Raw genomic sequence first — 25,091 nt, 5'->3', positions numbered from 1 at the left:
TGCGGATTCCGAGCAGCGCCGGCCCACATTTTTCATGTCAAGCCCGGTCCATTATCTGAGCCTTCGCCTTCATTTTCAGGCAACACAGCTTTGTGAGAAAAGGCTCGTGACACGAATTGGCCATATTGATATGGGACCGGCAAGGATGAGGGAGCCGGCTGTTTCTCCTGCTGTCGCGGCAAGTCCCGACTGTTCTGCCAGACTGTAGCGCCCAGACCCTGGGCCTCGAGCATTACCGGCCGGCAGGCACGTTGTACGTGTTTGTTAATCATATTGATTTAGGCATTGTTGAGAATGCCGAAGAGAGTGGCTGGTAGGTAGAATGACAAAGAAATCCGTTTCCGATTCCGTATCGCGCCGCGCGCTTCTGCGTTCGGCCGTTTCCGTTGGTGCTGCCGCGCTTGCCGCGCCCGCCTTTGCGCAGAACGCGCTCAACGATCTCATGGGCTCGTCGCGCCGCGGCAACTGGGATGACCAGTTCGACGCCAATACGTCGCGTTCGGCCGTGGGCGTCGTTTCCAACAATCCGGTTCTCGGACGCGAAGCGCCTGTCTACATGCAGCAGGCGATCATGCAATATCAGCAGATCGTGCAGAATGGCGGCTGGCCGGAAGTGCCTGCTTCCCAGCAGCGTCTGCAGATCGGCGTCTCCGATCCTTCCGTACAGGCGCTTCGCCAGCGACTGATGGTATCCGGCGACCTGCCGCGCGAAGCCGGCATTTCCAGCGCCTTCGATAGCTACGTCGATGGCGCGCTGAAACGCTTCCAGGCCCGCCATGGCCTTCCGGCAGATGGTGTCAGCGGTGAATACACTACCAAGGCGCTCAATGTTTCCGCGCAGATCCGTCTGGCGCAGTTGCAGACCAACCTCGTGCGCATCCAGTCCATGTCGGGCGATCTCGGCCCGCGTCACCTGATGGTCAATATTCCGGCCGCCGCCATCGAAGCCGTTGAAAATGAACGCGTCGTCCTGCGCAACACGGCCGTCGTCGGCCGCGCCAGCCGCCCGACGCATGTCATCAACTCCAAGATTTACGAGGTCATCCTCAATCCTTACTGGACCGCGCCGCGCTCGATCATCGAGAAGGATATCGTGCCGCTGATGCAGAAGGACCCGACCTATCTGGAGCGGAACAATATCCGCCTCATCGATGGCAAGGGACAGGAAGTGCCGCCGACTGCGGTCGACTGGTTCGCGCCGAAGGCCCCGAACCTGATGTTCCGTCAGGACCCCGGCAAGATCAACGCCATGTCGTCCACGAAGATCAACTTCCACAATCCGAACAACGAATATATGCACGATACGCCGCAGCAGGGCCTGTTCAACAAGCTGATGCGGTTTGAATCCTCCGGCTGCGTGCGCGTGCAGAATGTGCGCGACCTCACAAGCTGGCTGCTGCGCGACACGCCCGGCTGGTCGCGTCAGGAAATGGAACGTGTCATCGCCACCCGCGTCAACACGCCGATCAAGCTCGCGCAGGAAGTGCCTGTTTATTTCGTCTACATCACCGCATGGTCGGCGAAGGACGGCGTGGTGCAGTTCCGCGATGACATCTATGAAAAGGATGGCAATGCCGAACTGGCGCTCAACACCACGAGCGGCATGGAGCAGCCGGCCGGCCCTGTTGATGACGATCTTCTGCCGCGCAACTGATCCACGCTTTCATCGATGAAAACAGGCCGCATCTTCGGGTGCGGCTTTTTTCTTGGCGATTTTCTGAAAACAGCTGCTGTTTTTTGTCGCAACGTCGCAGTTTGACAGGCAAATCTCGCACCCCGTATTGCTCTTGTCCGGGCGGAACGCTAAGACGCCATCGCATTACTGTTTCAGGAGCCTTCACCATGTCGAACACAGATGCTTTCTTCTCCCGTCCGCTTGCCGATGTCGATCCGGAAATTTTCGGCGCGATCGAGAAGGAACTGGGTCGCCAGCGCCACGAGATCGAACTGATCGCCTCGGAAAACATCGTTTCCCGCGCCGTGCTTGAAGCGCAGGGTTCGATCATGACCAACAAATATGCGGAAGGTTATCCGGGCAAGCGTTATTACGGCGGCTGCCAGTTCGTCGACATCGCTGAAGAACTCGCCATCGAGCGCGCCAAGAAGCTGTTCGGCGTCAACTTCGCCAACGTCCAGCCGAATTCCGGTTCGCAGATGAACCAGGCCGTGTTCCTCGCGCTGCTGCAGCCGGGCGATACCTTCATGGGTCTCGACCTGAACTCGGGCGGTCACCTGACGCATGGTTCGCCGGTCAACATGTCCGGCAAATGGTTCAACGTCGTGTCTTACGGCGTGCGCGAAGGCGACAACCTGCTCGACATGGACGAAGTTGAGCGCAAGGCCAAGGAAACCCGGCCGAAGCTGATCCTCGCCGGCGGCACCGCCTATTCGCGCGTCTGGGACTGGAAGCGTTTCCGCGAGATCGCCGATGAAGTCGGCGCTTACCTGATGGTCGACATGGCCCACATCGCCGGTCTCGTTGCTGGTGGCCAGCACCCGTCGCCGTTCCCGCATTGCCATGTTGCAACGACGACGACGCACAAGTCGCTGCGCGGCCCGCGTGGCGGCATGATCCTCACCAATGAAGAGGATCTGGCCAAGAAGTTCAATTCGGCCGTGTTCCCCGGCCTGCAGGGCGGCCCGCTGATGCATGTCATCGCCGCCAAGGCCGTTGCTTTCGGTGAAGCGCTGCAGCCGGAGTTCAAGGACTACGCCGCACAGGTCGTCAAGAACGCCAAGGCGCTGGCTGAAACGCTGGTCGAAGGCGGTCTGGATGTCGTCTCCGGCGGCACCGACAACCACCTGATGCTGGTCGACCTTCGCAAGAAGAACGCCACCGGCAAGCGCGCGGAAGCAGCTCTCGGCCGCGCCTACATCACCTGCAACAAGAACGGCATTCCTTTCGATCCGGAAAAGCCCTTCGTCACCTCTGGTGTCCGTCTTGGCACGCCGGCCGGCACGACGCGCGGTTTCAAGGAAGCGGAATTCCGCGAAATCGGCAAGCTGATCGTCGAGGTTCTCGACGGCCTGAAGGTCGCCAATTCGGACGAGGGCAACGCCTCCGTCGAAGCTGCGGTGCGTGAAAAGGTCGTCGGCCTGACCGACCGTTTCCCGATGTACCCGTACATGTAAGGAAAAAAGACGATGCGCTGCCCCTTTTGCGGTTCCGAAGACACACAGGTCAAGGACTCGCGTCCGGCGGAGGACAACACCTCCATCCGCCGGCGGCGCATCTGCCCCGATTGCGGCGGCCGCTTCACGACCTATGAGCGCGTGCAACTGCGCGAGCTGATGGTCATCAAGAAAAGCGGCCGCAAGCTGCCTTTCGACCGGGAAAAGCTGGTGCGATCCTTCGAGATCGCGCTGCGCAAGCGCCCGGTTGATCGCGACCGGATCGAGCGTGCCGTTTCCGGCATCGTTCGTCGCCTCGAAAGCTCCGGCGAGACGGAAATTCCCTCGGAAGAAATCGGCCTGCAGGTTCTCGAAGCGCTGAAGAGCCTCGATGACGTGGCCTTTGTGCGTTACGCCTCGGTCTATCGCGATTTCAGCCATGCCGAGGATTTTGAAAACGTGATTGCCGAAATCAACGCCAAGATCGCCCGCGACACGGACGCCGGAGTCTAGCCGTGACGAGCCGTGCCGATGACGAAAGGTTCATGGCAAGGGCAATCGAGGTTTCGCTTCGCCACCAGGGCCAGACGCTGACCAACCCCTCGGTCGGCTGTGTTCTCGTCAAGGACGGGAAAATCATCGCCGAAGCGGTGACTGCCATTGGCGGCCGCCCCCATGCCGAACGGCAGGCGCTGGAAATCGCCGGCGATGCGGCTCGTGGTGCTACCGCTTATGTGACGCTCGAACCATGCTCGCACTGGGGCAAGACCCCGCCCTGCGCCAATGCCCTGGTGGAATACGGCGTCGCCCGTGTCGTGGTGGCGGTGGATGATCCGGATGAGCGTGTGTCCGGCCGTGGTTATATGATTTTGCGCGATGCCGGCATTGTCGTGGAAACCGGCCTGCTGCGTGATGAGGGTAAGAGGGCGCTTGCCGGTTATCTCACGCGCCAGATGAAAAAACGCCCGCATGTGATTCTGAAGCTTGCCGTTTCCGCCGATGGCATGATCGGCAGGAAAGGCGAGGGGCAGGTGGCGATCACCGGTCCCGAGGCTCGCCATGCCGTGCATGAGCTGCGGGCGCGTTGCGATTGCATCCTTGTGGGGATTGGCACGGCGATTGCGGATGATCCGGAACTGACGGTGCGCATTGCCGGAATGGAACAGCGTTCGCCGGTGCGCGTCGTGCTGGATCGGCAGTTTGAATTGCCGCTGACGTCGAAGCTGGTGCGGAGTGCGCGGGAGGTGCCGGTAGTGGTTGCGGCTTTACCCCCCTCTGCCCTGCCGGGCATCTCCCCCTCAAGGGGGGAGATCGGCAAGGGGCTGTCCGCTCGCTCAAATTTTGAGCCGGGGTCTCATTCGCCAGCTGTTGATGTCGGGCAACACGCCGCTCCTTCGATCTCCCCCCTTGAGGGGGAGATGCCCGGCAGGGCAGAGGGGGGTAACCGCGAGTCAAAGCGCCAACTCCTCACCAACGCCGGCGTCCAGATCCTCGAAGCCACAACCCTCGAAAACCTCCTCCACATCCTTGCCGATAGCGGCATGTCGGAACTTCTGGTCGAAGGCGGTGCCTTTGCCGCAAAATCATTCCTTGAAGCCGGGCTGGTGGACCGTATCATGCTGTTCGAAAGCCCTGTCGTGATCGGTGAGGGCGGCATTGAAACGCCGCTCCGCCGTGCCGATATCAAGGGCGATTATGCTTTGGTCAGCGAAACCGCCTATGGGCCGGATCGCTGCTTCGATTATGAAAGGCCGATTTGATGTTTACCGGAATTGTCACCGACGTTGGAACCGTTTCCGAGCTGGAAGCCCTGGCGGAAGGCATTCGTCTGCGGGTGGCGACCAATTACGATCCCAAGACCATCGATATGGGTGCATCCATCTCCCATGGCGGCATTTGCCTGACGGTGACGAGGCTGCCGGAAGGCGGCAGCAACGAGCGCTGGTATGAGGTCGAGGCCTGGGAAGAGGCGTTGCGCCTGACGACGATCGCCGGCTGGAAACAGGGCACCCATGTCAATCTGGAGCGGGCGCTGAAGATCGGCGACGAGCTTGGCGGTCACATCGTATCCGGCCATGTCGATGGCAAGGCGGAAATCCTGGCCGTAGAGCCGGAAGGCGAAGCTGTACGTATCCGCCTGCGCGCGCCGGACCATCTGGCGAAATTCGTGGCACCCAAGGGTTCCGTGGCGCTCGACGGCACCTCGCTGACCGTCAACGCCGTCGAAGGCACGGATTTCGACGTGCTGCTGATCCGCCACACGCTCACTGTCACCACATGGGGCGAACGCCAGCCGGGCGATTTTGTCAATTTCGAAGTCGACACCATGGCGCGCTACGCCGCAAGGCTTGCGGAGTTTCCTTCGGCGTAAGCTGGGGAGGCTCGGCGCTTTATTATGTTCGCGGACTCTTCCTTCTCCCGTCATTCCGGCCTTGAGCCGGAATCCAGCCAGCCCAAGTCCTTGGGCTGAAAAGACTCCTTTCGCCGCACAGACGCGCGTCGGCTGGATGCCGGATCAAGTCCGGCATGACGGAGGAGGAGCAGCGAGTTTGATCGTGATCGGTGCTGGTCGCGACTGCGCTTCCGGTCGAACCGGAAAGATTGTACAGACGTCATTCGGCCGTTTGAGATCGACTGCGCGCCAAACAGGATAGGGGAAACACATCATGCCGTCTTTTGAACTGCTGACAGCCTTTTTCATCACCACCGCCCTGTTTGCCTATATTCCCGGTCCAGCCATGCTTTACGCGGCGGCACAGACCATGGCACGGGGTCGGTTTGCCGGGCTGATGGCGGTACTCGGCATCCATGTCGGCTGCTATTTTCATATCTTCGCCGCTGCGGCCGGTCTCTCCGTGCTGTTTCAGGCGGTTCCATGGCTTTACCTTGCGGTGAAGCTGTGCGGTGCGCTTTATCTCATCTGGCTGGGTTTCTCGATGCTGCGCAGCAAGCTGGAAGGCGAGGCGGTCAATCTCACCATCGAGCCGAAATCGGCGCGTCGGGCTTTCATCGACAGTATCATCGTTGATGTCCTCAATCCGAAGACGGCGCTGTTCTTCTTGGCCTTCCTGCCGCAATTCGTCGATCCGGCGGCTGCTTTCCCGGTCTGGCTGCAGTTCCTGATCCTCGGCATCGCCGTCAATTTCATTTTCTCCTCCGCCGATCTCGTCGGCGTGCTTCTGGCGGGCGCCATGGTCGGGCGTCTGAAGCGGTCGAGCGCCGTGCAGGCTCTGGCCCGGCGCGCCGCCGGAACGGTGCTGATGGGGCTTGGCGTGCATCTGGCTTTCCAGAAAAGCTGATTTCTCAGCCGCGCCGCAGAGACATCAAGCCTTGCGGGATACCCCGCAAACGGGCCATGCTGCGTGGGTAATGCATGAAAATACTTGCCAAGAACGGCCAGCCGTGGTTTGACCGCCGCAAAAGCCGGTATGATCCGGCGTAAAGCTTTTCGGGAAAATCCCCAGGAACCCTCACATGTCCAAACCCCATCTTCTTATCGTGGAAGCACGTTTTTACGACGATATGGCGGATGCCCTTCTCGAAGGCGCGAAGTTCGCGCTCGATGAGGCCGGCGCCACCTATGACGTCATCACCGTTCCCGGCGCGCTGGAAATCCCCGCCGCCATCGCCATGGCGCTTGACGGTGCCGACAATGACGGCACGGAATATGACGGTTTCGTCGCACTCGGCATGGTCATTCGCGGCGAGACCTATCACTTCGATATCGTCTCCAACGAATCCTCCCGCGCCCTGATGGATCTCGCCGTCAGCGAATCGCTGCCGATCGGCAACGGCATCCTCACCGTTGAGAACGACGAGCAGGCCTGGGCGCGCGTGCGCCGTTCCGACAAGGACAAGGGCGGTTTTGCCGCCCGTGCGGCGCTGACCATGATCGAGCTGAAGAAGAAACTGGGTGGCTGAGCGCATGTCGAATGTTGATAATGGCGGCGAACCGCGCCAGCCTTCGGTAAAGCCCGCCAACCAGCGCGGCGCGGCCCGCCTTGCGGCCGTGCAGGCGCTCTACCAGATGGATGTCGGCGGAACCGGCGTGATGGAAGTGGTGGCCGAATATGAGGCGCACCGTCTCGGTCAGGAAGTCGATGGCGATACCTATCTGAAGGCCGATCCGTCGTGGTTCCGCTCCATCGTCTCCGGCGTCGTCCGTGACCAGACGAAGATCGACCCCCTGGTGCGTTCCGCCCTTCTGGAAGACTGGCCGCTGTCGCGTCTCGATGCCACCGTGCGCGCCATTCTTCGCGCCGGCACCTTCGAGATCCTCGAGCGTAATGACGTGCCGGTCGCCGTCATCGTCACGGAATATGTCGAAATCGCCCGTGCTTTCTTCGAACACGACGAGCCGAAGCTGGTGAATGCGGTACTTGACCGCATTGCCAAGCAGGTGCGCGGCGAGGCAAAACGCTAAAAAACCTTAGGTGAGGAAGACATGAGCGCCGTTTCCGTCCCCGGACTTGAAGTTCAACTGGACGAGGCCAAGCGCAACGTCTTCCTCCTCACCATGGCGCAGGCGATCATGGGATCGGCCGCGCCTTTGAGCTTTTCGGTCGGCGCGCTTGCCGGCTATCAGCTGCTCGGCGCCGACAAGTCATTGGCGACCGCGCCGCTCACCGGCTTCAATATCGGCGTGGCGCTCGGCGCCATCTGCGTTGCTGCGGCATCCCGTTTTCTCGGGCGCAAGGCCGGTTTCATGGTCGGCGCGCTGATGTGCTCGATCGGTGGCGGCATTGCCGCAGTCGCGCTCTTCCGTTCCGATTTCTGGCTGTTCGCCGTCGGCTTGCTGCTGATCGGCATTTCAGGCGGCTTCACACAGAAAATCCGCTTCGCCGCCGCCGATGCATCGCCATCCTTCTACAAGCCGAAGGCAATCTCGTGGATTCTCGCGGGCGGCATCATCTCCGCCATCGTCGGGCCGCAGCTGGCTATTCTCGGCAAGGACCTGCTGGCGCCGGTCACCTTCGCCGGCGCTTTCATTGCGCTGGTGCCGCTGGGCATCATCTCGATCGCCATTCTGGCATTCCTGAAATTGCCCGATCCAAAGGCCGCCTCCACCCATACGGAGGCCGTCAGACCCCTGTCGGAAATCGTTCGCACGCAGCGTTTCGTCACCGGCATGATCTGCGGCATCGGCTCCTACGCATTGATGACCTTCATGATGACCGGCGCGCCGCTTGCCATGGTGGTCGGTTGCGGTTTCCCCACCGAACTTGCCACGCTCGGCATCCAGTGGCACGTTCTGGCCATGTTCGGCCCGAGCTTTTTCACGGGCATGCTGATTTCCCGATTCGGTGCTGAAAAAATCGTGGCGGCTGGCCTTGTCGTCCTGATGGCCTGCGCCATCGTCGCCCATATGGGCATCGAGCTGTGGAATTTCTGGGCGGCGCTCATCCTGCTCGGTCTCGGCTGGAATTTCGGCTTCATCGGCGCAACCGCCATCATCACCTCCAGTTACCGCCCGCATGAGGCGGACAAGGTGCAGGGCTTCCACGATATCGTGCTGTTCGGCACGGTGGCGCTGTCATCCTTCTCTTCCGGCAAGGTGTTTACGGCCTGGGGCTGGTCGGTGATGAACCTCGTCATCTGGCCGGTTGCGGGGCTTTGCCTCCTGCTCGTCCTGTCGCTGATGCTGAAGCCGCGCAAAAACACCGCATAGGGCGGCGTCCGTCTTCTAGCCCTTTCATGTTTCAGGCGAATTTGTGGGCTTGACGCCGCGCCTTTCGCCAACGCAATCTTGCCGCGCAGGTCGTTTTTCCTTGGGAGGGGAACAAATGGCCACGACAGGACCTGGAGTGCGTGCCATCGCCCCTGTCCTTGCACATGGTTCGCCACGCCGGGGAGGGAGTGAGACCCGGCCTTTTGGGAGGTAAGTGCGCATGACCGTAATACCCATAGTGATTTTATGCGGTGTCCTGTCCGTGGTTTACGCGGTATGGGCGACCAAGAGCGTTCTCGATGCCGATCAGGGCAACGAGCGTATGCGTGAAATAGCAGGTTTTATCCGTGAAGGTGCGCAGGCTTATCTCACCCGTCAATATCTCACCATCGCCATCGTCGGACTGATCGTCGCCATTCTGGCCTGGTATCTTCTGTCCTCCATGGCGGCCATCGGCTTCCTCGTCGGCGCGGTGCTTTCAGGCGTCGCCGGTTTCGTCGGCATGCACGTCTCCGTGCGCGCCAATCTGCGCACCGCGCAGGCCGCCTCGCACAGCCTGTCAGCCGGTCTCGATATCGCCTTCAAGTCGGGCGCCATCACCGGCATGCTGGTGGCGGGGCTCGCGCTGCTCGGCGTATCCATCTATTATTTCATCCTCACCTCGGTGATGGGCCATCCGGCCGGCTCGCGTGAGGTGATTGACGCGCTGGTGTCGCTCGGCTTCGGCGCGTCGCTGATTTCCATCTTCGCCCGTCTCGGCGGCGGCATCTTCACCAAAGGCGCCGATGTCGGCGGCGATCTCGTCGGCAAGGTCGAGGCCGGAATTCCAGAGGACGACCCCCGCAACCCCGCGACGATCGCCGATAATGTCGGTGATAATGTCGGCGATTGCGCCGGCATGGCGGCCGACCTGTTCGAAACCTATGCCGTCTCTGTTGTGGCGACCATGGTTCTCGCCGCGATCTTCTTTGCCGGAACACCGATACTGGAAAGCGCCATGGTCTATCCACTGGCGATCTGCGGCGCCTGCATTCTGACTTCGATTGCCGGCACCTTCTTCGTCAAGCTCGGTACCAACAATTCCATCATGGGCGCGCTCTACAAGGGGCTCATCGCCACCGGCGTCTTTTCGGTCGTCGGTCTTGCGGTCGCCACCTATGCGACGGTGGGCTGGGGAACGGTGGGTACGGTGGCCGGCATGGAGATCACCGGCACCAATCTCTTCTTCTGCGGATTGGTCGGCCTTGTCGTGACGGCGCTGATCGTCGTCATCACTGAATATTATACCGGCACCAACAAGCGGCCGGTCAATTCCATCGCCCAGGCATCGGTCACCGGCCACGGCACCAACGTCATCCAGGGGCTTGCCGTCTCCCTGGAATCGACGGCGCTGCCGGCCATTGTCATCGTCGGTGGCATCATCGGCACATACCAGCTCGGCGGCCTGTTCGGCACCGGCATCGCGGTCACCGCCATGCTTGGCCTTGCCGGCATGATCGTCGCGCTCGACGCCTTCGGTCCGGTCACGGACAATGCCGGCGGCATCGCCGAAATGGCCGGTCTTGATCCCGATGTGCGCAAGGCGACCGACGCGCTGGACGCCGTCGGCAACACCACCAAGGCGGTGACCAAGGGTTATGCCATCGGTTCTGCCGGCCTCGGTGCGCTGGTGCTGTTTGCCGCCTATGCCAACGACCTGTCCTACTTCGCCGCCAATGGCGATACCTATCCCTACTTCAAGGACATGGGCGAGATTTCCTTCAGCCTCGCCAACCCCTACGTGGTGGCTGGCCTGCTGTTCGGCGGCCTCATTCCCTACCTCTTCGGCGGCATCGCCATGACGGCGGTGGGCAAGGCGGCAGGTGCCATCGTCGAGGAAGTACGCCGCCAGTTCCGTGAAAAACCCGGCATCATGGCGGGCACGGAAAAGCCTGACTACGGCAGGGCGGTCGATCTGCTGACGAAAGCGGCGATCCGGGAAATGATCATCCCTTCGCTTCTGCCGGTTCTCGCTCCTCTCGTCGTTTATTTTGGCGTGCTGCTGATCTCGGGCTCCAAGGCGTCAGCCTTTGCCGCACTCGGGGCATCGCTGCTCGGCGTTATCATCAACGGCCTGTTCGTGGCGATTTCCATGACGTCAGGCGGCGGTGCATGGGATAATGCCAAGAAGAGCTTCGAGGATGGTTTCATCGACAAGGACGGCGTGCGCCACGTCAAGGGTTCGGACGCCCACAAGGCGTCGGTGACGGGTGATACGGTTGGCGATCCTTATAAGGACACCGCCGGTCCCGCCGTCAACCCGGCGATCAAGATCACCAATATCGTGGCGCTGCTGCTGCTGGCGGTTCTTGCCCACTGAAGGCTTTAGGTTTCGGCAAACGAAAAAGGCCCGGGGAGCGATCCCCGGGCCTTTGAATTTATTGTCTTTTTCCGATCAGGGCGTGTTATTGCCCTGGCCGAGAATGCTCTTGGCAATATTGGCGCCCGAGGTGCCGCCGGAGAGCAGCTGCTGCAGGAAGGTGAGATCCTTGCCGCCCGTCGGGGTGGTGCGCGAAATCGTGTCGAAGACCTTGCCGTCCTGCAGCGCGTAATTGGCCTTGCGCTCGATGACGCCGTCCTTGTTGAAATAGATCGCAAGAATGTTCTGCTCGACCAGCGTCGGCTTCATGAAGGCGGCGCGGCGCACACGCTTCTGCGAGATGTAATAGAACACTTCGTTGCCGAAGGTCGCGGTGGTGGAAGGCGTGCCCATGGTCAGCAGAACCTGCTCACGGCTGGAGCCTTCCGGGATCAGCTGCAGCGATTGCTCGTCCATGACATAGCCGTTGTGGAATACGTCTGTCGTGCTGGTGCAGGCGGAAAGCAGGCCGGATGCGAGCACGATTGCGATGGCGGTCTTGCTCAGAATTTTGCCGTGACTTGCGGATTTCTGCTTGCTCAACTGCTTTTCCCCGACTGCGATCATGAATGGCACCTTCCGGCATTGCGTGGTGCACAGTGTCTGTGCACATGATTGTGTCAATCCGGGGACGGAAAATCCCGATCACCCCCCAAATTCAATGCTTTCCCGGTCTTTTGGAACTCCTCCGGTTCTCTTCGACTGTTTCAGCGCAAAGACGAACGTGACCGCGACAGCATTGCAATTCGTGGATGCTTCGGTAAACCAGCTTTGACGATCATGCAACAAGTGCGAGGGGCGGTAAGTGAATTCACCGGCCCCGTTCGGAAAAAAACGATGATATTCGGGCTGTTCAAGAAGAAAAACAACAATCGCGCCATAGTCGACAGGCAATACGAGACCTTGACGGCTGCTGCCCGCACGCCGGCCTTTTATCTCGATCTTGGTGTTCCCGATACCGTGATGGGCCGCTTCGAGATGTTGTCGGTCATCATGATTCTCTATTTCCGCCGTACCAAGTCCTCCGGCGTCAGCGGCCAGGAGATCGCACAGGAGATCGTCGACGCCTTTTTTCAGGATATCGATCATTCCATCCGTGAGCTCGGCATCGGTGACCAGGGCGTGCCGAAACGCATGAAGAAATTCGCCGGCATGTTTTATGGACGACTCGAATCCTATGCGGCGGCGCTGGATGCGTCGGACGCCGTTGCCCTTGCCGCAGCGCTCCGGCGCAATATATATCCGCAGACAGACGAGACCGCACCGGCGCTGGACGGGCTGGCGGGCTGGATGATGGAAGCCTCCCTGGCCCTTTCCGCCTGCTCCGAAGAAACAATCGCAACCGGAAGCCTGACGCTGCCCTTGCCTGGACGATGAGGTTTACGATGAACACGCGACACGCCGCAAATGACGACCTGCCTTTTTCCTATCCCGTAAAGGTAGGCCATATTTCCGCCAATCCCGTCAGGATTGGTCTTGAGGCCGACGCCGAGGAACTGAAGGCGCTGGCGAAATTCTGGGATGTGCTTTCCGTCGATTATCTTAAGGCGGAGCTGCAGGTATCCCGCTGGAAGAAGGATGGCTTGAAGATCAAGGGTGAGGTGCATGCGGCCGTGACCCAGTCCTGCGTTGTGACGCTGGAGCCGGTCTCGAGCAGGATCGAAGAGACGCTCGAGCAGATTTTCGTTCCGGAAGGTTCGAAGCTGGCGCGGATGGTCACAAATGAGGAAGGCGAGATCGTGCTCGATCCCGATGGTCCTGATATTCCCGACCAGTTCACGGGTGACAGCATCGATGTCGGCGCCGTCGTCGTGGAATTTGCCGCCCTTGCGATCGACCCCTATCCGCGCAAACCGGATGCCGAATTTGTTGATACCGGCGACATGGAGCGCGAAGAGGAAAAGCGCCCGTCGCCTTTCGCCGCGCTGAAAGATTGGAAAAAAGACTGAATGGCCCCGCCGGGCTGAAATAATTTTATTGTAACAAAAGCCGGAAAAGGTATTTTCGCGCAAAATCCGCTGGAGTGGCGGCAAAAAGGATAAGGGACGAGTGATCAGAATTGCAATTGACGTCATGGGTGGCGATTTCGGCCCAGATGTTGCCATACCCGGTGCCGCCAAGGCGCTTGAACGGCACAACGATGTAACTTTTCTGCTCTATGGGCAGAAGAGCAAATGCGAGCCCATTCTGGCACAATATCCCGCGCTTCGGGAAAAGTCGGTCTTTCACGATTGTGAAGTCTCGGTCGGTATGGACGAAAAGCCGAGCCAGGCGCTGCGGCGCGGCCGCTATGTCTCCAGCATGTGGCGTGCCATCGAAGCCGTGAAGCTCGGCGAGGCGGATGTTGTCGTCTCTGCCGGCAATACCGGCGCGCTGATGGCCATGGCCAAATTCTGTTTGCGCACCATGGCGCGGGTGGAGCGGCCGGCCATTGCCGGCATCTGGCCGACGCTGAAAGGCGAAAGCATCGTTCTCGATATCGGCGCGACGATCGGCGCCGATTCCCAGCAGCTTCTGGATTTCGCCCTGATGGGCGGCGCCATGGCGCGTGCGCTTTTCGATATTGATCGGCCGACCGTCGGCCTGCTCAATGTCGGGGTCGAGGAGGTCAAGGGTCAGGAAGAAGTGCGGGAAGCCGGACGGCTGATCCGCGAGGCTGACCTCGGCACCATCGATTATCGCGGTTTCGTCGAAGGCGACGATATCGGCAAGGGCACAGTGGATGTGGTGGTGACCGAAGGTTTCACCGGCAACATCGCGCTGAAAGCCGCCGAAGGCACGGCGCGTCAGATCACCACGCTGCTGCGCGAGGCGATCTCCCGCAGCTTCTTCGCCAAGATCGGCTATGTTCTGGCGAAAAGCGCCTTTGATGTGCTGCGGGAGAAAATGGACCCGCGCAAGGTCAATGGCGGCGTGTTTCTCGGCCTGAACGGCATTGTCATCAAGAGCCATGGCGGCACTGATGCCATCGGTTTTGCCTCCGCCGTCGATGTCGGCTACGACATGGTTCACAACGGCCTGACCGCCAAGATTGAAAACGATCTGAAGATTTACCACGCAAGACGGCTTCCGCCCCCGGCGCCCGAAGCTCTCGTGGCTGACGAGGAATAAGGGAATGATCCGCTCTATAGTCCGTGGTTTCGGGGCAGCGCTTCCGAAGCGTGTCATGACCAACAGCGAAATCGAAGGTGTCGTCGAGACATCAGACGAATGGATCGTGCAGCGCACCGGCATCAGGCAGCGCTATATCGCCGGCGAGGGTGAAACCACCGCGTCTCTCGGCGAGGCGGCGGCCCGTGCCGCGCTCGACAATGCCGGCCTGACCCCTGATGATATCGACCTTATCATTCTGGCGACGTCCACTCCGGACAACACCTTTCCGGCAACGGCGGTGAATATCCAGAACCGGCTGGGCATGACCCATGGCTTCGCCTTCGACATGCAGGCCGTTTGTTCCGGTTTCGTCTATGCCGTATCGACCGCCGATCTTTATATTCGCGGTGGCATGGCCAAGCGCGTTCTGGTGATCGGCTCCGAGACATTCTCGCGCATTCTCGACTGGAAGGACCGCACCACCTGCGTCCTGTTCGGCGATGGCGCCGGCGCGCTTGTTCTGGAAGCGGGTGAAGGCGAGGGCACCTCCGCCGATCGCGGCATCCTGACCGCGCAGCTGCGTTCCGACGGTTCGCACAAGGAAAAGCTCTATGTCGACGGCGGACCTTCCACAACCGGCACGGTCGGCCATCTGCGCATGGAAGGCCGGGAAGTCTTCAAACATGCCGTTGGCATGATTACCGACGTCATCGAACAGGCTTTCGAAGCGACAGGCACGACGGCGGATGATCTCGACTGGCTCGTTCCGCATCAGGCCAACAAGCGCATCATCGACGGCTCGGCGAAGAAGCTCAACATCGACCCGGAAAAGGTCGTGATCACCGTCGATCAGCACGGCAATACCTCGGCCGCCTCCATTCCGCTGGCGCTTGCCGTTGCCGCCGGTGACGGGCGTATCAAGAAGGGCGACCTGGTCATGCTGGAGGCCATGGGCGGCGGTTTCACCTGGGGCGCAGTGCTGCTGCGCTGGTAGCGATGAATTTATTCTGCGGGAAGGCGGCGGCGCGAAATCGGTTGTGTTTTTCGCAGCCGAAGCCTGATCCGTCGCGCCTGAGCGCCCGGCTATTGCGGCAAAACCGCGCCGGGTGCTCTAAGCCCTTGCACTGATTGCCGAAAGCCTCAAATGAATCTGGAACAATCCCTTGACCGGTCGCCACAAGGGAAATAATCTCGGCGGCTCCTAGAGAAGAGTTCAGACACGGTTTGTGGGGAAAAATGGCCGGGAAGACAGTGACACGCGCAGATCTTGCAGAATCTGTGTTTCGTAAAGTCGGGCTGTCCCGCACCGAATCCGCCGAACTGGTCGAAACGATCATCGACGAAATATGTAACGCGATCACCCGCGGCGAGGTCGTCAAGCTCTCGTCCTTCGCGACTTTCCAGATCAGGGAAAAGAACGAGCGCATCGGCCGCAACCCGAAGACGGGTGAGGAAGTTCCGATTTCGCCGCGCCGTGTCATGACCTTCAAGGCGTCAAACGTGCTGAAGCAGCGCATCCTGAAGGCGCATACGGCCCGCAAGGCCAAGCAGAAGGGCCAGAAGGCCGGGGCATAAGCCCGACCTGAAGCCGCAGCGACACGCCTTTTTTGCCGTATCGCAAGCCCTTTTCCCCATTCTTCTTGTGAACATGCTTGAATTTCAACGTGCAAGCCGTTGAAATCCTGTCGACTCACATCATAATCAATTTTAGTGATTTGTATCTCGCCGCAACGGGTATCGGCGCGAGGGTCGGAAGACGGCTTTCGCATGGTGTCTGGACCGGTGGAGGAAAAGCGTTCTCGTTCAGTGTCCGGCCGGATGCATGGCGCTCCGGTTCGGATGGGAGTGGAAATTTGGACAAAAGCCCCGACGCGTTTCGGACGATCAGTGAAGTGGCGGATGAGCTGAACCTGCCGCAGCATGTGCTGCGTTTCTGGGAAACACGCTTCCCGCAGATCAAGCCGATGAAACGGGGCGGGGGCCGCCGTTATTACCGCCCTGACGACATCGATCTCCTGAAGGGCATTCGCCATCTTCTTTACGACCATGGCTACACCATCAAGGGTGTCCAGAAGCTGCTGAAAGCCAATGGCAACCGCTTCGTGGCCGCGATTGCCTCGGGTGATCTCGCGACCATGGAAGCGATCATGGCGGCGAGCGGCGAAAAGGAAGTCGCCGAACCACGCGTCATCGATACCGATGGGGACGAGGTCGTCGGCCGTCCGAAGGCCAGGCCGAGCGGTCGTTTTTTCGGCTTCGGCGGCGGCAACAGCGATGCGGAAATATCGGTCGGCAAGTCGGGCATCGGCAAGGACGATCAGGCGCTGTTGCAGGAAGCCCTGTTCGATCTGCTCGAATGCAAGCGCCTGCTCGATCAGGTTCGCTGACGGTTTATCCACAGCTGTTTTGAGCGGTTCCCATCGGGGAATTCGAAAAAACAAGGGGTTAGAGCGTTTCCCGATTCCGGGAAAAACGAAAACGCTTGGGAATGCCAACTTTTCGGAAACTCCTTTGGCCGATAATGCGGCTCCGTAAAAAGGAGTCCGATCGTGAGCAATCGAAAATCGACAGCACGACGCCGCACGGCGAAGAAATCGGGTGGCGGAAGCGTTTGGCCCTGGGTGCTGATGCTGGGCGTTGTTGCCGGCGGCATTCAGGCTTACGAGCACCGCGACAGTCTTCTGCCGCAGCGGCATGTTGCGAAGGCCACATCGTCGGCCACGAATTCTCCGAAAGTCGCGACAGCGGCCAGGCGCGATTCCGTCACGCCGGAGAAAGTCGCATCCATTCGCCCGGCATCGCCCGCTCTGCCCGGTAATGGCCCGGTGCCGCCACGCCCGATTGCCATGCCGTCCACGGCACAGCAGAGCCAGGTCGCCGCTATCCTGCCGGAAACGCGCCCTTCGGTCGAAAAAATCTCGCTCGGAGAAAAAAGCGGCACTTTTGCCTTCTGTGGTCGTTCCGGTCTCAACAATTGCGTGGCCGATGGCAACACCTTCTGGATGAAGGGTGTGAAAATGCAGCTTGCCGGCATCGAAGTCCCGCAGATCGACCGGGCGCGCTGCATGGAAGAGCGCCAGCGCGGTTTCGTTGCGAAGGTAAGGCTTCGCGACATGCTGAATGCCGGCGCCTTCGACGTGGCTTCTTCCGCTGTTACGGGCGGACAAACCACGGAACGCAAACGGCTTTCTCGTTCGGGCGTATCCTTTGCCGACCAGCTGGTGCGGGAAGGGCTCGCGCATCCCGCATCGGCAAAAAATCAGTCATGGTGTGGCTGAGGCCCCGTTGACCGAAACGGCCCGGCCTGTGTAGATGGGGCTAAGTTGTGTTTGGGATCGGCCCCTGCGCCGGGCGCCCGAAGCATGACGATTTTTTGCAGCGCCCCGGCCGGAACGGTACGCGGCGTGGCAATGCGGACGTGGCGAAATCGGTAGACGCAGCAGACTTAAAATCTGCCGACCATTGGTCTTGCGGGTTCAAGTCCCGCCGTCCGCACCAGTTTTCCTTTGATCTATCCGATGTCGCAAGTTCTGAACCGACATAAAACGCCCGTTCACGCGCGCGCCATCCCTTCTTGAAAATCATCAAAAAGAACCTATTGACCTTGCCACGATGGGAAGCCCTATCTTTTTTTTAATACAAGAAAAGAGGGGTCATACGCATGTCACAAATGGAGATTCGCGCGAGTCATCAGATTGCGATCGATGGCATGACATGCGCCTCCTGCGTTGGCCGGGTGGAGAAGGCCATTGCCAGAGTGCCGGGGGTTCTCAAGGCCTCGGTCAATCTCGCCACCGAACGCGCCGATATCGCCTTTTCCGGGCCGCCCGACGTCCTGGCCGTTATCGCGGCCGTGCGGAATGCCGGTTATGGCGTCGATGAGAAAACCATCGAACTCGATATTGAGGGCATGACCTGCGCCTCCTGCGTCGGACGTGTCGAAAAAGCACTGAAAGCGGTCGCCGGTGTTTCCGATGCGAGCGTCAATCTGGCAACGGAACGCGCCACTGTCCGCGTCGCGGGCAATGCCGTCTCCGCCGCCGGGCTGGCCGAAGCAATCAGGCAGGTCGGTTATAAGGCAAGCGAGATCGCCACGGACAAAGCCAAGGGCGAGGAGCCGGACCGGCGTGAGGCCGAGTTGCGTGGCCTGAAAGTCAGCCTGGCCGCCGCCGCTATTCTGACGCTGCCGGTTTTCGTCCTGGAAATGGGTTCGCATCTTGTGCCCGCCATCCATGATTTTGTGATGGACACGATCGGCATGCGGGAAAGCTGGTATCTGCAATTTGCGCTGACCACGCTGGTCCTGTTCGGACCCGGCCTGCGCTTCTTCAGGAAGGGCATACCCGCCCTTCTGCGGCTGGCGCCGGACATGAATTCACTGGTGGTGCTGGGCACTTCCGCTGCATGGGGATTTTCGGTGGTCGCGACCTTCCTGCCGGAAATCCTGCCGAGAGGCACGGCCAATGTCTATTATGAGGCGGCGGCCGTTATCGTCACCCTCATTCTGCTCGGTCGTTTTCTCGAGGCGCGCGCCAAGGGGCGCACCAGCGAGGCGATAAAGCGGCTGGTCGGCCTGCAGGCCAAGTCGGCCCGCGTGCTGCGCGATGGCGAAACCATCGATGTGCCGTTGCAGGATGTGCAGACGGGCGACGTTATCGTCGTTCGTCCCGGTGAGAAGGTGCCCGTCGACGGGCTGGTGCTCGATGGTTCCTCTTATGTCGACGAATCGATGATCACGGGTGAACCGATCCCGGTAACGAAGGCGGCGGGTTCCGAAGTCGTCGGCGGTACGGTGAACCGCAACGGCTCCTTCACCTTCCGCGCCACCAAGGTGGGCGCCGATACGCTGATCGCGCAGATCATCCGCATGGTCGAGGAGGCGCAGGCCGACAAGCTGCCGATACAGGCGCTGGTGGACAAGGTGACCAACTGGTTCGTGCCGGCGGTGATGCTCGCCGCGCTCGCCACCTTCATCGTCTGGTTCGTGTTCGGGCCGGACCCGGCCTTGACCTTCGCGCTCGTCAACGCTGTTGCAGTCCTCATCATCGCCTGTCCCTGCGCCATGGGCCTTGCCACGCCCACCTCTATCATGGTCGGCACCGGCCGCGCCGCCGAAATGGGCGTGCTGTTCCGGCGCGGCGATGCGCTCCAGACCCTGCGCGACGCCGATGTTATTGCGGTCGACAAGACCGGCACGCTGACGCTCGGCAAGCCGAAACTGGTCCATTTCACCACGACGGAGGGGTTCGACGCGGATGCGGTGCTGCGCCTCGTCGCCTCGCTTGAGGACCGTTCCGAACATCCGATCGCCGAGGCGATCGTCGAGGCTGCGAAACATGGCGGCCTGACGCTTGCCGATGCGGAGAGCTTTGAGGCCACCCCCGGTTACGGCGTGGCGGCGATAGTCGATGGCCATAAGGTCGAAGCGGGCGCGGATCGCTTCATGACGAAGCTCGGTTACGATGTCGCGATGTTTGCCGGTGATGCAGAGCGGCTGGGCAGGGAAGGGCAGTCGCCGCTTTATGCCGCCGTCGATGGCAGGCTGGCCGCGATCATCGCCGTTGCCGATCCGGTGAAACCAACGACGCCGGAAGCGATTGCGGCGCTGCATGCGCTTGGCCTCAAGGTCACGATGATCACGGGCGACAATCGCCGCACAGCCGAAGCCATCGCTCGCCGCCTTGGCATCGATGAGGTGGTGGCGGAAGTGCTGCCGGACGGCAAGGTCGAGGCCGTGAAGAGACTGGCGGCCGGCGGACGGCGCGTCGCCTTTGTCGGCGATGGCATCAACGATGCGCCGGCGCTCGCGGCGGCCGATGTCGGCCTTGCCATCGGCACGGGCACGGATGTCGCCATTGAAAGCGCCGATGTGGTTCTGATGTCGGGCGATCTTCGTGGCGTTGCCAATGCCATAGCGCTCTCCAAGGCGACGATCCGTAATATCGGCCAGAACCTGTTCTGGGCCTTTGCCTACAACGCCGCGCTCGTTCCCGTGGCAGCCGGAATATTGTATCCTGTCAACGGCGTTCTGCTGTCGCCTGTCCTTGCCGCCGGAGCCATGACGCTCTCCAGCGTATTCGTCCTGACAAACGCGCTGCGCCTCAAAAGCTTCCACGCGCCGCTGGCGGACAAAGCGGCTGGCATGCAGCTCGCAGCGGCCGAATAGGAGGGCGGATATGATGACGCCTGGCAACACAATCTATCTGCCGCAGATCGGACGCAGCATCATGGCGGCGCAAGGCGAGACCGTGCTTCAGGCCGCGCTTGCGGCAGGCATCACCTATCCGCACGGCTGTCGCATGGGCCGCTGCGGGGCCTGCAAATCGCACCTCGTTTCGGGCGAGATCGATCTTCTCAAGCACACGCCCTTTTCATTGACCGAAGAGGAAAAGGCGGAAGGCCTGACGCTCGCCTGCCGCGCCGTGCCGCTGAGCGACGTGACGATCGGCTGGCTCAACGGTGAGGACGAATTTGCCGATATTCCGACCGGCCGCTTCGAGGGCGTGGTGGCGGAAGCCGTGGATGCGACACATGATATCAAGCTCATCCGCATCAGGCTTGACGATCGCGCGCAGTTTACCTTCAAACCCGGTCAATATGTGCGCCTGCTTTACCCGGACTGTTCGCCGCGCGACTATTCCATCGCCAGCCGGATCGACGAGGAGTTGATCGAATTCCACATCCGGCACGTGCCGGGCGGCCTGACAAGCGGCCATATATTCGCGCAGGCCAAGGCGGGCGATCCTGTCACTTTGGTGGGGCCTTTCGGCTCGTCATTCCTGCGGGAAAAACATTGTGGGCCAATCCTTGGCATTGCCGGCGGCTCGGGTCTGGCACCGGTCAAGGCGGTTGTCGAGGCTGCTCTCGCAGCGGGGCAAATGACGGGCCGGGATCGTCCTGTCCATGTCTATTTCGGCGCCCGCGCCCTGCGCGATCTTTATATGGTCGAGCATTTCGAAGCGCTTACCGCGCGCCACGGCAATCTGAGCTTCGTTCCGGTTCTCTCCAATGAGCCACATGCGCAGATGCGGTGCGGTTATGTCGGCAACGCGGTGGCGGATGATTTCGACGACCTTGACGGCTGGAAAGCCTATCTCGCGGGCCCGCCGGCGATGATCGAGGCAACCGTGCCGCAACTGGTGGCGCGTGGCATGCGCACCGCCGACATTCATGCAGACGTGTTTTTCACCCCGGACAGATAGGAGCAGGATCCATGAATATCGGCACAGCCGCCACCGCGTCAGGCGTTTCTGCGAAGATGATCCGTCATTACGAAATGATCGGCCTGATCAAATCGGCAAACCGCACGGATTCCGGATACCGGGTCTATACGGCCAACGATCTGGAAACGCTGCGCTTCATAAGGCGCGGACGCGACCTTGGTTTCTCGATCGAAAAGATCAGGCAGCTCATGACGCTGTGGCGTGATCCGGGCGGCGCGTCCTGTGATGTCAAGCGCATCGTCATGGAACATGTCGTCGACCTCGAGGCGAAGATGCATACGCTTCGGGACATGGCCGATACGCTGCGAAACCTCGCAACCTATTGCCCCGATAATGGCGAGCCGGATTGCCCGATCATTCAGGATCTGGCGCAATCCGAAGATCCCGATTTTGTTCCGGTAGCGGTTGTGCCCAAGCGTTCGGGAATGCTGAAGGGCACTTCCGGGGCGGTGACGGAATTGCCGCGCCTCATGAAATAACCAGCCGTTCCCATCGGGAACGGATCGTTGATTGCAGCAAACGCCAATTGCGGTGAAGGAAACCGGGCCATGTGGATACAGATATTGCAACGCTTCCTTATCCTGTGCCTGATGCTGGCCATCGTTTCCGTCATCGCGTTTCTTTTGCCCTATATGGCGGGTGGCGATCCGGCCCGCACCATCCTGTTTTCGCGCATGCGCGATACCGCTCTCGATCCGCATGCGGTGGAGGCGCTGAGGGTGAGCCTCGGTCTCGACCGGCCGCTTTACGTGCAATATTTCGCCTGGCTGTCCAGTGCGCTGCGCGGCGATCTCGGCTTCTCCTTCACCAGTAGCCAGCCCGTGGCCGGCGAGCTTTTGCGCTCGCTCGGCGTATCGGTGACACTGGCATTGACGGCGCTGGCAATCGCGGTCGCCGTCGCCCTGCCGCTCGGCACGCTGGCCGCGATGCGCCCGGGCGGACGGCTCGACAATTTCGCGACGCTGATGATCCAGACATTCGTCGCAACGCCGGAATACTGGTTTGCGCCGATGTCGGCGCTGGTCTTTGCGCTTTATCTCGGCTGGCTGCCGTCAGCGGGATGGGAAAGCTGGCGTTCCCTGGTGCTTCCGGCTCTCACCCTGACGCTGCGCCCGCTCGCTTATTTCACGCAGGTGACGCGTGCCGCCATGGCCGAGGTTCTGCGTGCGCCTTATATCACGGCGGCACGCAGCCGCGGGCTCGGCATGCATGGCACGGTCATGCGCCACGGCATCCGCAACGGCTCGCTGCCGGTGGTCACCTTCTTCGCCCTGTGGCTTGCCGGCCTCCTGGGCGGATCGGTGGTCGTGGAGGTGATCTTCGCCATCCCCGGCATGGGCCGGCTTCTTTATGACGCGGTGGTCAATCGGGACATCCCGATGCTGCAGGGCGGGTTCATCTGCATCGTCGCCCTGTCCATCCTGATCAATACCCTGGCCGATGGCCTCTATGTCCTGATCAATCCAGCCATGCGAGGTCACCATGACCATTAGTCACTTTCCAGCCGCGACAGCCGCCGCCTTGCCGATGACCACGCCCAAGCGCCCCTCGACGCTCTCCCGTTTCACCGACTTCATCCGTCGGCGACACTGGACCTTCTATGCGGGATCGGCGATCTTTCTCGCCATCATCCTGCTATTGGTCGTCGCCCCGTGGATTTCGCCCTACAATCCCGCACAGCAGAACCTGCGCCTGCGACTGAATGCGCCAAGCGCCACCTATTGGCTGGGAACGGACCATCTGGGGCGCGACGTGCTCAGCCGGCTGCTGATCGGCGGTCGTTTCACGGTCACGATTGCCGCCATCACCGTCATTCTCTCGGTCGCCATCGGCACCTTCGTCGGCATCATCAGCGGCCGCAGCCGCGGCATTCTCGATGAGGTCCTGATGCGCGTGGTCGACCTGCTCATCGCCATACCGGACGTGGTGATCGCCATCTTCCTCGTCGCCATCTTCGGCCCGGGATATGGAACGCTCATCGCGTCGCTGACAATCGTTGGCTGGACGCCCTTTGCGCGGCTGGCGCGCGGGCTGACATTGTCGATCAATTCACGCGAATATATCCGCGCGGCGGAAGTGCTCGGCTGCACGCGGCGCTTCATCATCTTCCGGCATATCATCCCGAACACGATCTGGCCGATTGCGGCCGTGGCGTTCCTGCGCTTCGGCCACAAGCTGATCACGGTGGGCGGCCTGTCGTTTCTGGGCCTCGGCGTCCAGCCGCCTGCCGCCGACTGGGCATTGATGCTGGCCGATGCGCAGGCCTATGCGGAACGCATGCCCGTTCTCGTCATCGCCCCCGGTCTGGCGATTTTCCTGTCGGCGCTCAGCGTGACATGGATTGGCCACGGGCTGAACCTGGAGACCAAAAAACAGAATGGTCATTGACGCCTGCCGACAGGCAATGACCGGCTTGATCATCGTCAAACATGGCTGAGGCGAATGAACTGGAAGGAGAGTAATATCGTCTGAAGCCGCATGAAAATACGCAAATGCCTCCGATTCAATAAAAATAAGGGGAACTCTTATGAATATCGAAGGACAGACGCATGCCAATACGGCCATGTCTCCCGACTGCGCACCGCTTCTGGAGATTGAGGACCTGCACGTTTCGGTGCCGGCGCAAAATGGCCGTAAATTTGTCATTTCGGGCCTCACCCTTTCCGTCAATGCGGGGGAAGTTGTCGCTCTCGTCGGCGAATCCGGTTCCGGCAAGAGCATGACGGCCCTGTCACTGATGCGGCTTTTGCCGCAGGGCGCGGAAATCAATTCCGGCCGCATTTCCTTTGCCGGGCGCGATATCCTCGCACTTTCATCCTCCGAACTCGATGCGCTGCGTGGCGCCGATATCGGCATGCTGTTCCAGCAGCCACAGGCGATGCTCGACCCGACCAGCCGGGTGAGGACGCAGGTTGCCGAGCCGCTGTGGATTCACCGCAAGATGAGCCGGCACGCCGCACTCAACCGGGTTGTCGGCCTTTTGTCAGATGTCGGCATCCCGGACCCTTCGGCGCGGGCGCAATGTTTCGCGCATGAGCTTTCCGGCGGCATGGCGCAGCGTGTCATGATTGCCGCGGCACTCTCGGGCAATCCGCAACTGCTGATCGCCGATGAGCCGACGACGGCTCTCGATGTCACCGTCCAGGCACAGATATTGCGCCTGCTCGATGACGAGCGCCGCAAGCGTCGGCTTGCAACCCTGCTCATCACCCACGATCTGTCGGTCGTCGCCGCTTTCGCCGACAGGATCGCGGTCATGTATGCCGGCCGCATTGTTGAGGAAGGGCCGACGCAGGCGATCCTCAAGGCGCCGCAACATCCCTATACCAAGGCGCTGATCAGCTGCTCGCTTCTGACCACCGACAGCGACGGGCAATTGCTGACGATCCCCGGATCGAGTTCGCAGGCCCATGACATGTCCTGCGGCTGCCGTTTTCATCCGCGCTGTTCGCTCGCCAAGGCGGCCGGCATGGGCAGCCGGTGCATGGCGTCCGAACCGGACCTGAATGCCTTGCCGGAGGGCCGCAAGGCGCGGTGCTGGGCAGTTGGCGAGGACCACGCCGGTCATGATCATGCCAGCCATGCGGTCTGCTGAAGG

General features: G+C 60.8%; 24 protein-coding genes and 1 tRNA gene. 24 read left to right on the top strand and 1 reads right to left on the bottom strand.

Annotated features, from left to right (window positions below):
- The first annotated feature begins 322 nt into the window (after positions 1-322).
- The 10 genes from JZX88_RS20720 (at position 323) to JZX88_RS20675 (ending at position 11,138) form a co-directional block, all read left to right on the top strand.
- The gene (locus JZX88_RS20720) at positions 323-1,654 is read left to right on the top strand and encodes a murein L,D-transpeptidase (protein ID WP_065115371.1); all 1,332 of its coding nucleotides are present in this window, start codon (positions 323-325) and stop codon (positions 1,652-1,654) included.
- Positions 1,655-1,842: 188 nt separating this feature from the next.
- Positions 1,843-3,132 carry a serine hydroxymethyltransferase gene (glyA, locus tag JZX88_RS20715; RefSeq protein WP_065115372.1) on the top strand — a complete coding sequence of 430 codons (1,290 nt, stop codon included), beginning with the start codon at positions 1,843-1,845 and terminating at the stop codon, positions 3,130-3,132.
- A gap of 12 nt (positions 3,133-3,144) precedes the next feature.
- Complete coding sequence (gene nrdR, locus JZX88_RS20710) at positions 3,145-3,624, top strand: transcriptional regulator NrdR (RefSeq protein ID WP_003496675.1); 480 nt, start codon at positions 3,145-3,147, stop codon at positions 3,622-3,624.
- 2 nt (positions 3,625-3,626) lie between these two features.
- Complete coding sequence (gene ribD / locus JZX88_RS20705) at positions 3,627-4,871, top strand: bifunctional diaminohydroxyphosphoribosylaminopyrimidine deaminase/5-amino-6-(5-phosphoribosylamino)uracil reductase RibD (RefSeq protein WP_206914581.1); 1,245 nt, start codon at positions 3,627-3,629, stop codon at positions 4,869-4,871.
- Positions 4,871-5,482, top strand: a complete 612-nt coding sequence (locus JZX88_RS20700; protein WP_206914580.1) for a riboflavin synthase — start codon at positions 4,871-4,873, stop codon at positions 5,480-5,482. The genes ribD and JZX88_RS20700 overlap by 1 nt, the downstream gene beginning before the upstream one ends.
- A 295-nt stretch (positions 5,483-5,777) precedes the next feature.
- Positions 5,778-6,410 (top strand): LysE family translocator, encoded by a 633-nt coding sequence (locus JZX88_RS20695; RefSeq protein WP_065115375.1) that lies wholly within the window; start codon positions 5,778-5,780, stop codon positions 6,408-6,410.
- A gap of 175 nt (positions 6,411-6,585) precedes the next feature.
- On the top strand, positions 6,586-7,032 hold the full coding sequence (locus tag JZX88_RS20690; protein WP_020809943.1) for a 6,7-dimethyl-8-ribityllumazine synthase: 447 nt from the start codon (positions 6,586-6,588) through the stop codon (positions 7,030-7,032).
- 4 nt (positions 7,033-7,036) lie between these two features.
- The gene (gene nusB / locus JZX88_RS20685) at positions 7,037-7,534 is read left to right on the top strand and encodes a transcription antitermination factor NusB (RefSeq protein WP_046798873.1); all 498 of its coding nucleotides are present in this window, start codon (positions 7,037-7,039) and stop codon (positions 7,532-7,534) included.
- 21 nt (positions 7,535-7,555) lie between these two features.
- Complete coding sequence (locus tag JZX88_RS20680) at positions 7,556-8,779, top strand: MFS transporter (RefSeq protein ID WP_142855605.1); 1,224 nt, start codon at positions 7,556-7,558, stop codon at positions 8,777-8,779.
- Between the two features lie 220 nt (positions 8,780-8,999).
- A complete protein-coding gene (locus JZX88_RS20675) occupies positions 9,000-11,138 on the top strand; it encodes a sodium-translocating pyrophosphatase (RefSeq protein WP_065115377.1) in 2,139 nt (712 codons plus the stop codon).
- A 75-nt stretch (positions 11,139-11,213) separates the two neighbouring features.
- On the opposite strand, the gene JZX88_RS20670 is transcribed toward JZX88_RS20675, so the two are convergent.
- On the bottom strand, positions 11,214-11,744 hold the full coding sequence (locus JZX88_RS20670; RefSeq protein ID WP_046798876.1) for an outer membrane protein assembly factor BamE: 531 nt from the start codon (positions 11,742-11,744) through the stop codon (positions 11,214-11,216).
- Positions 11,745-12,014: 270 nt separating this feature from the next.
- Between JZX88_RS20670 and JZX88_RS20665 the strand changes: the two genes are divergently transcribed.
- The 14 genes from JZX88_RS20665 (at position 12,015) to JZX88_RS20600 (ending at position 25,088) form a co-directional block, all read left to right on the top strand.
- Positions 12,015-12,554 carry a ubiquinol-cytochrome C chaperone family protein gene (locus tag JZX88_RS20665; protein ID WP_065115378.1) on the top strand — a complete coding sequence of 180 codons (540 nt, stop codon included), beginning with the start codon at positions 12,015-12,017 and terminating at the stop codon, positions 12,552-12,554.
- 8 nt (positions 12,555-12,562) lie between these two features.
- The gene (locus JZX88_RS20660) at positions 12,563-13,126 is read left to right on the top strand and encodes a DUF177 domain-containing protein (RefSeq protein ID WP_206914579.1); all 564 of its coding nucleotides are present in this window, start codon (positions 12,563-12,565) and stop codon (positions 13,124-13,126) included.
- 100 nt (positions 13,127-13,226) lie between these two features.
- A complete protein-coding gene (gene plsX, locus JZX88_RS20655; protein WP_065115380.1) occupies positions 13,227-14,288 on the top strand; it encodes a phosphate acyltransferase PlsX in 1,062 nt (353 codons plus the stop codon).
- A 4-nt stretch (positions 14,289-14,292) separates the two neighbouring features.
- Positions 14,293-15,264 (top strand): beta-ketoacyl-ACP synthase III, encoded by a 972-nt coding sequence (locus JZX88_RS20650; protein WP_077982505.1) that lies wholly within the window; start codon positions 14,293-14,295, stop codon positions 15,262-15,264.
- Between the two features lie 242 nt (positions 15,265-15,506).
- Complete coding sequence (locus tag JZX88_RS20645) at positions 15,507-15,845, top strand: integration host factor subunit alpha (protein ID WP_003502236.1); 339 nt, start codon at positions 15,507-15,509, stop codon at positions 15,843-15,845.
- Positions 15,846-16,123: 278 nt separating this feature from the next.
- The gene (locus JZX88_RS20640; protein WP_065115382.1) at positions 16,124-16,657 is read left to right on the top strand and encodes a MerR family transcriptional regulator; all 534 of its coding nucleotides are present in this window, start codon (positions 16,124-16,126) and stop codon (positions 16,655-16,657) included.
- A 162-nt stretch (positions 16,658-16,819) separates the two neighbouring features.
- Entirely contained in the window at positions 16,820-17,548 is a 729-nt protein-coding gene (locus tag JZX88_RS20635; protein WP_110759256.1) for a thermonuclease family protein, read from the top strand.
- 134 nt (positions 17,549-17,682) lie between these two features.
- Positions 17,683-17,768: transfer RNA gene (locus tag JZX88_RS20630), tRNA-Leu, on the top strand.
- Positions 17,769-17,931: 163 nt separating this feature from the next.
- Positions 17,932-20,436, top strand: a complete 2,505-nt coding sequence (locus tag JZX88_RS20625; protein WP_206914578.1) for a heavy metal translocating P-type ATPase — start codon at positions 17,932-17,934, stop codon at positions 20,434-20,436.
- 13 nt (positions 20,437-20,449) lie between these two features.
- Positions 20,450-21,472, top strand: a complete 1,023-nt coding sequence (locus JZX88_RS20620; RefSeq protein ID WP_206914697.1) for a 2Fe-2S iron-sulfur cluster-binding protein — start codon at positions 20,450-20,452, stop codon at positions 21,470-21,472.
- 11 nt (positions 21,473-21,483) lie between these two features.
- Complete coding sequence (gene cueR / locus JZX88_RS20615; RefSeq protein WP_065115386.1) at positions 21,484-21,972, top strand: Cu(I)-responsive transcriptional regulator; 489 nt, start codon at positions 21,484-21,486, stop codon at positions 21,970-21,972.
- A gap of 69 nt (positions 21,973-22,041) precedes the next feature.
- Entirely contained in the window at positions 22,042-22,986 is a 945-nt protein-coding gene (locus JZX88_RS20610; protein ID WP_065115387.1) for an ABC transporter permease, read from the top strand.
- On the top strand, positions 22,976-23,881 hold the full coding sequence (locus tag JZX88_RS20605; RefSeq protein ID WP_174029256.1) for an ABC transporter permease: 906 nt from the start codon (positions 22,976-22,978) through the stop codon (positions 23,879-23,881). Before JZX88_RS20610 ends, JZX88_RS20605 begins: the two co-directional genes overlap by 11 nt.
- 139 nt (positions 23,882-24,020) lie before the next feature.
- The gene (locus JZX88_RS20600) at positions 24,021-25,088 is read left to right on the top strand and encodes an ABC transporter ATP-binding protein (RefSeq protein ID WP_174029257.1); all 1,068 of its coding nucleotides are present in this window, start codon (positions 24,021-24,023) and stop codon (positions 25,086-25,088) included.
- Positions 25,089-25,091: the final 3 nt, after the last annotated feature.

It is taken from the genome of Agrobacterium sp. OT33, from assembly GCF_017313365.1.
GTDB classification, from domain to species: domain Bacteria; phylum Pseudomonadota; class Alphaproteobacteria; order Rhizobiales; family Rhizobiaceae; genus Agrobacterium; species Agrobacterium rhizogenes_A.
Note: the sequence above shows the minus strand (reverse complement) of the source record. Positions and strands in the feature narration are given on the sequence as shown.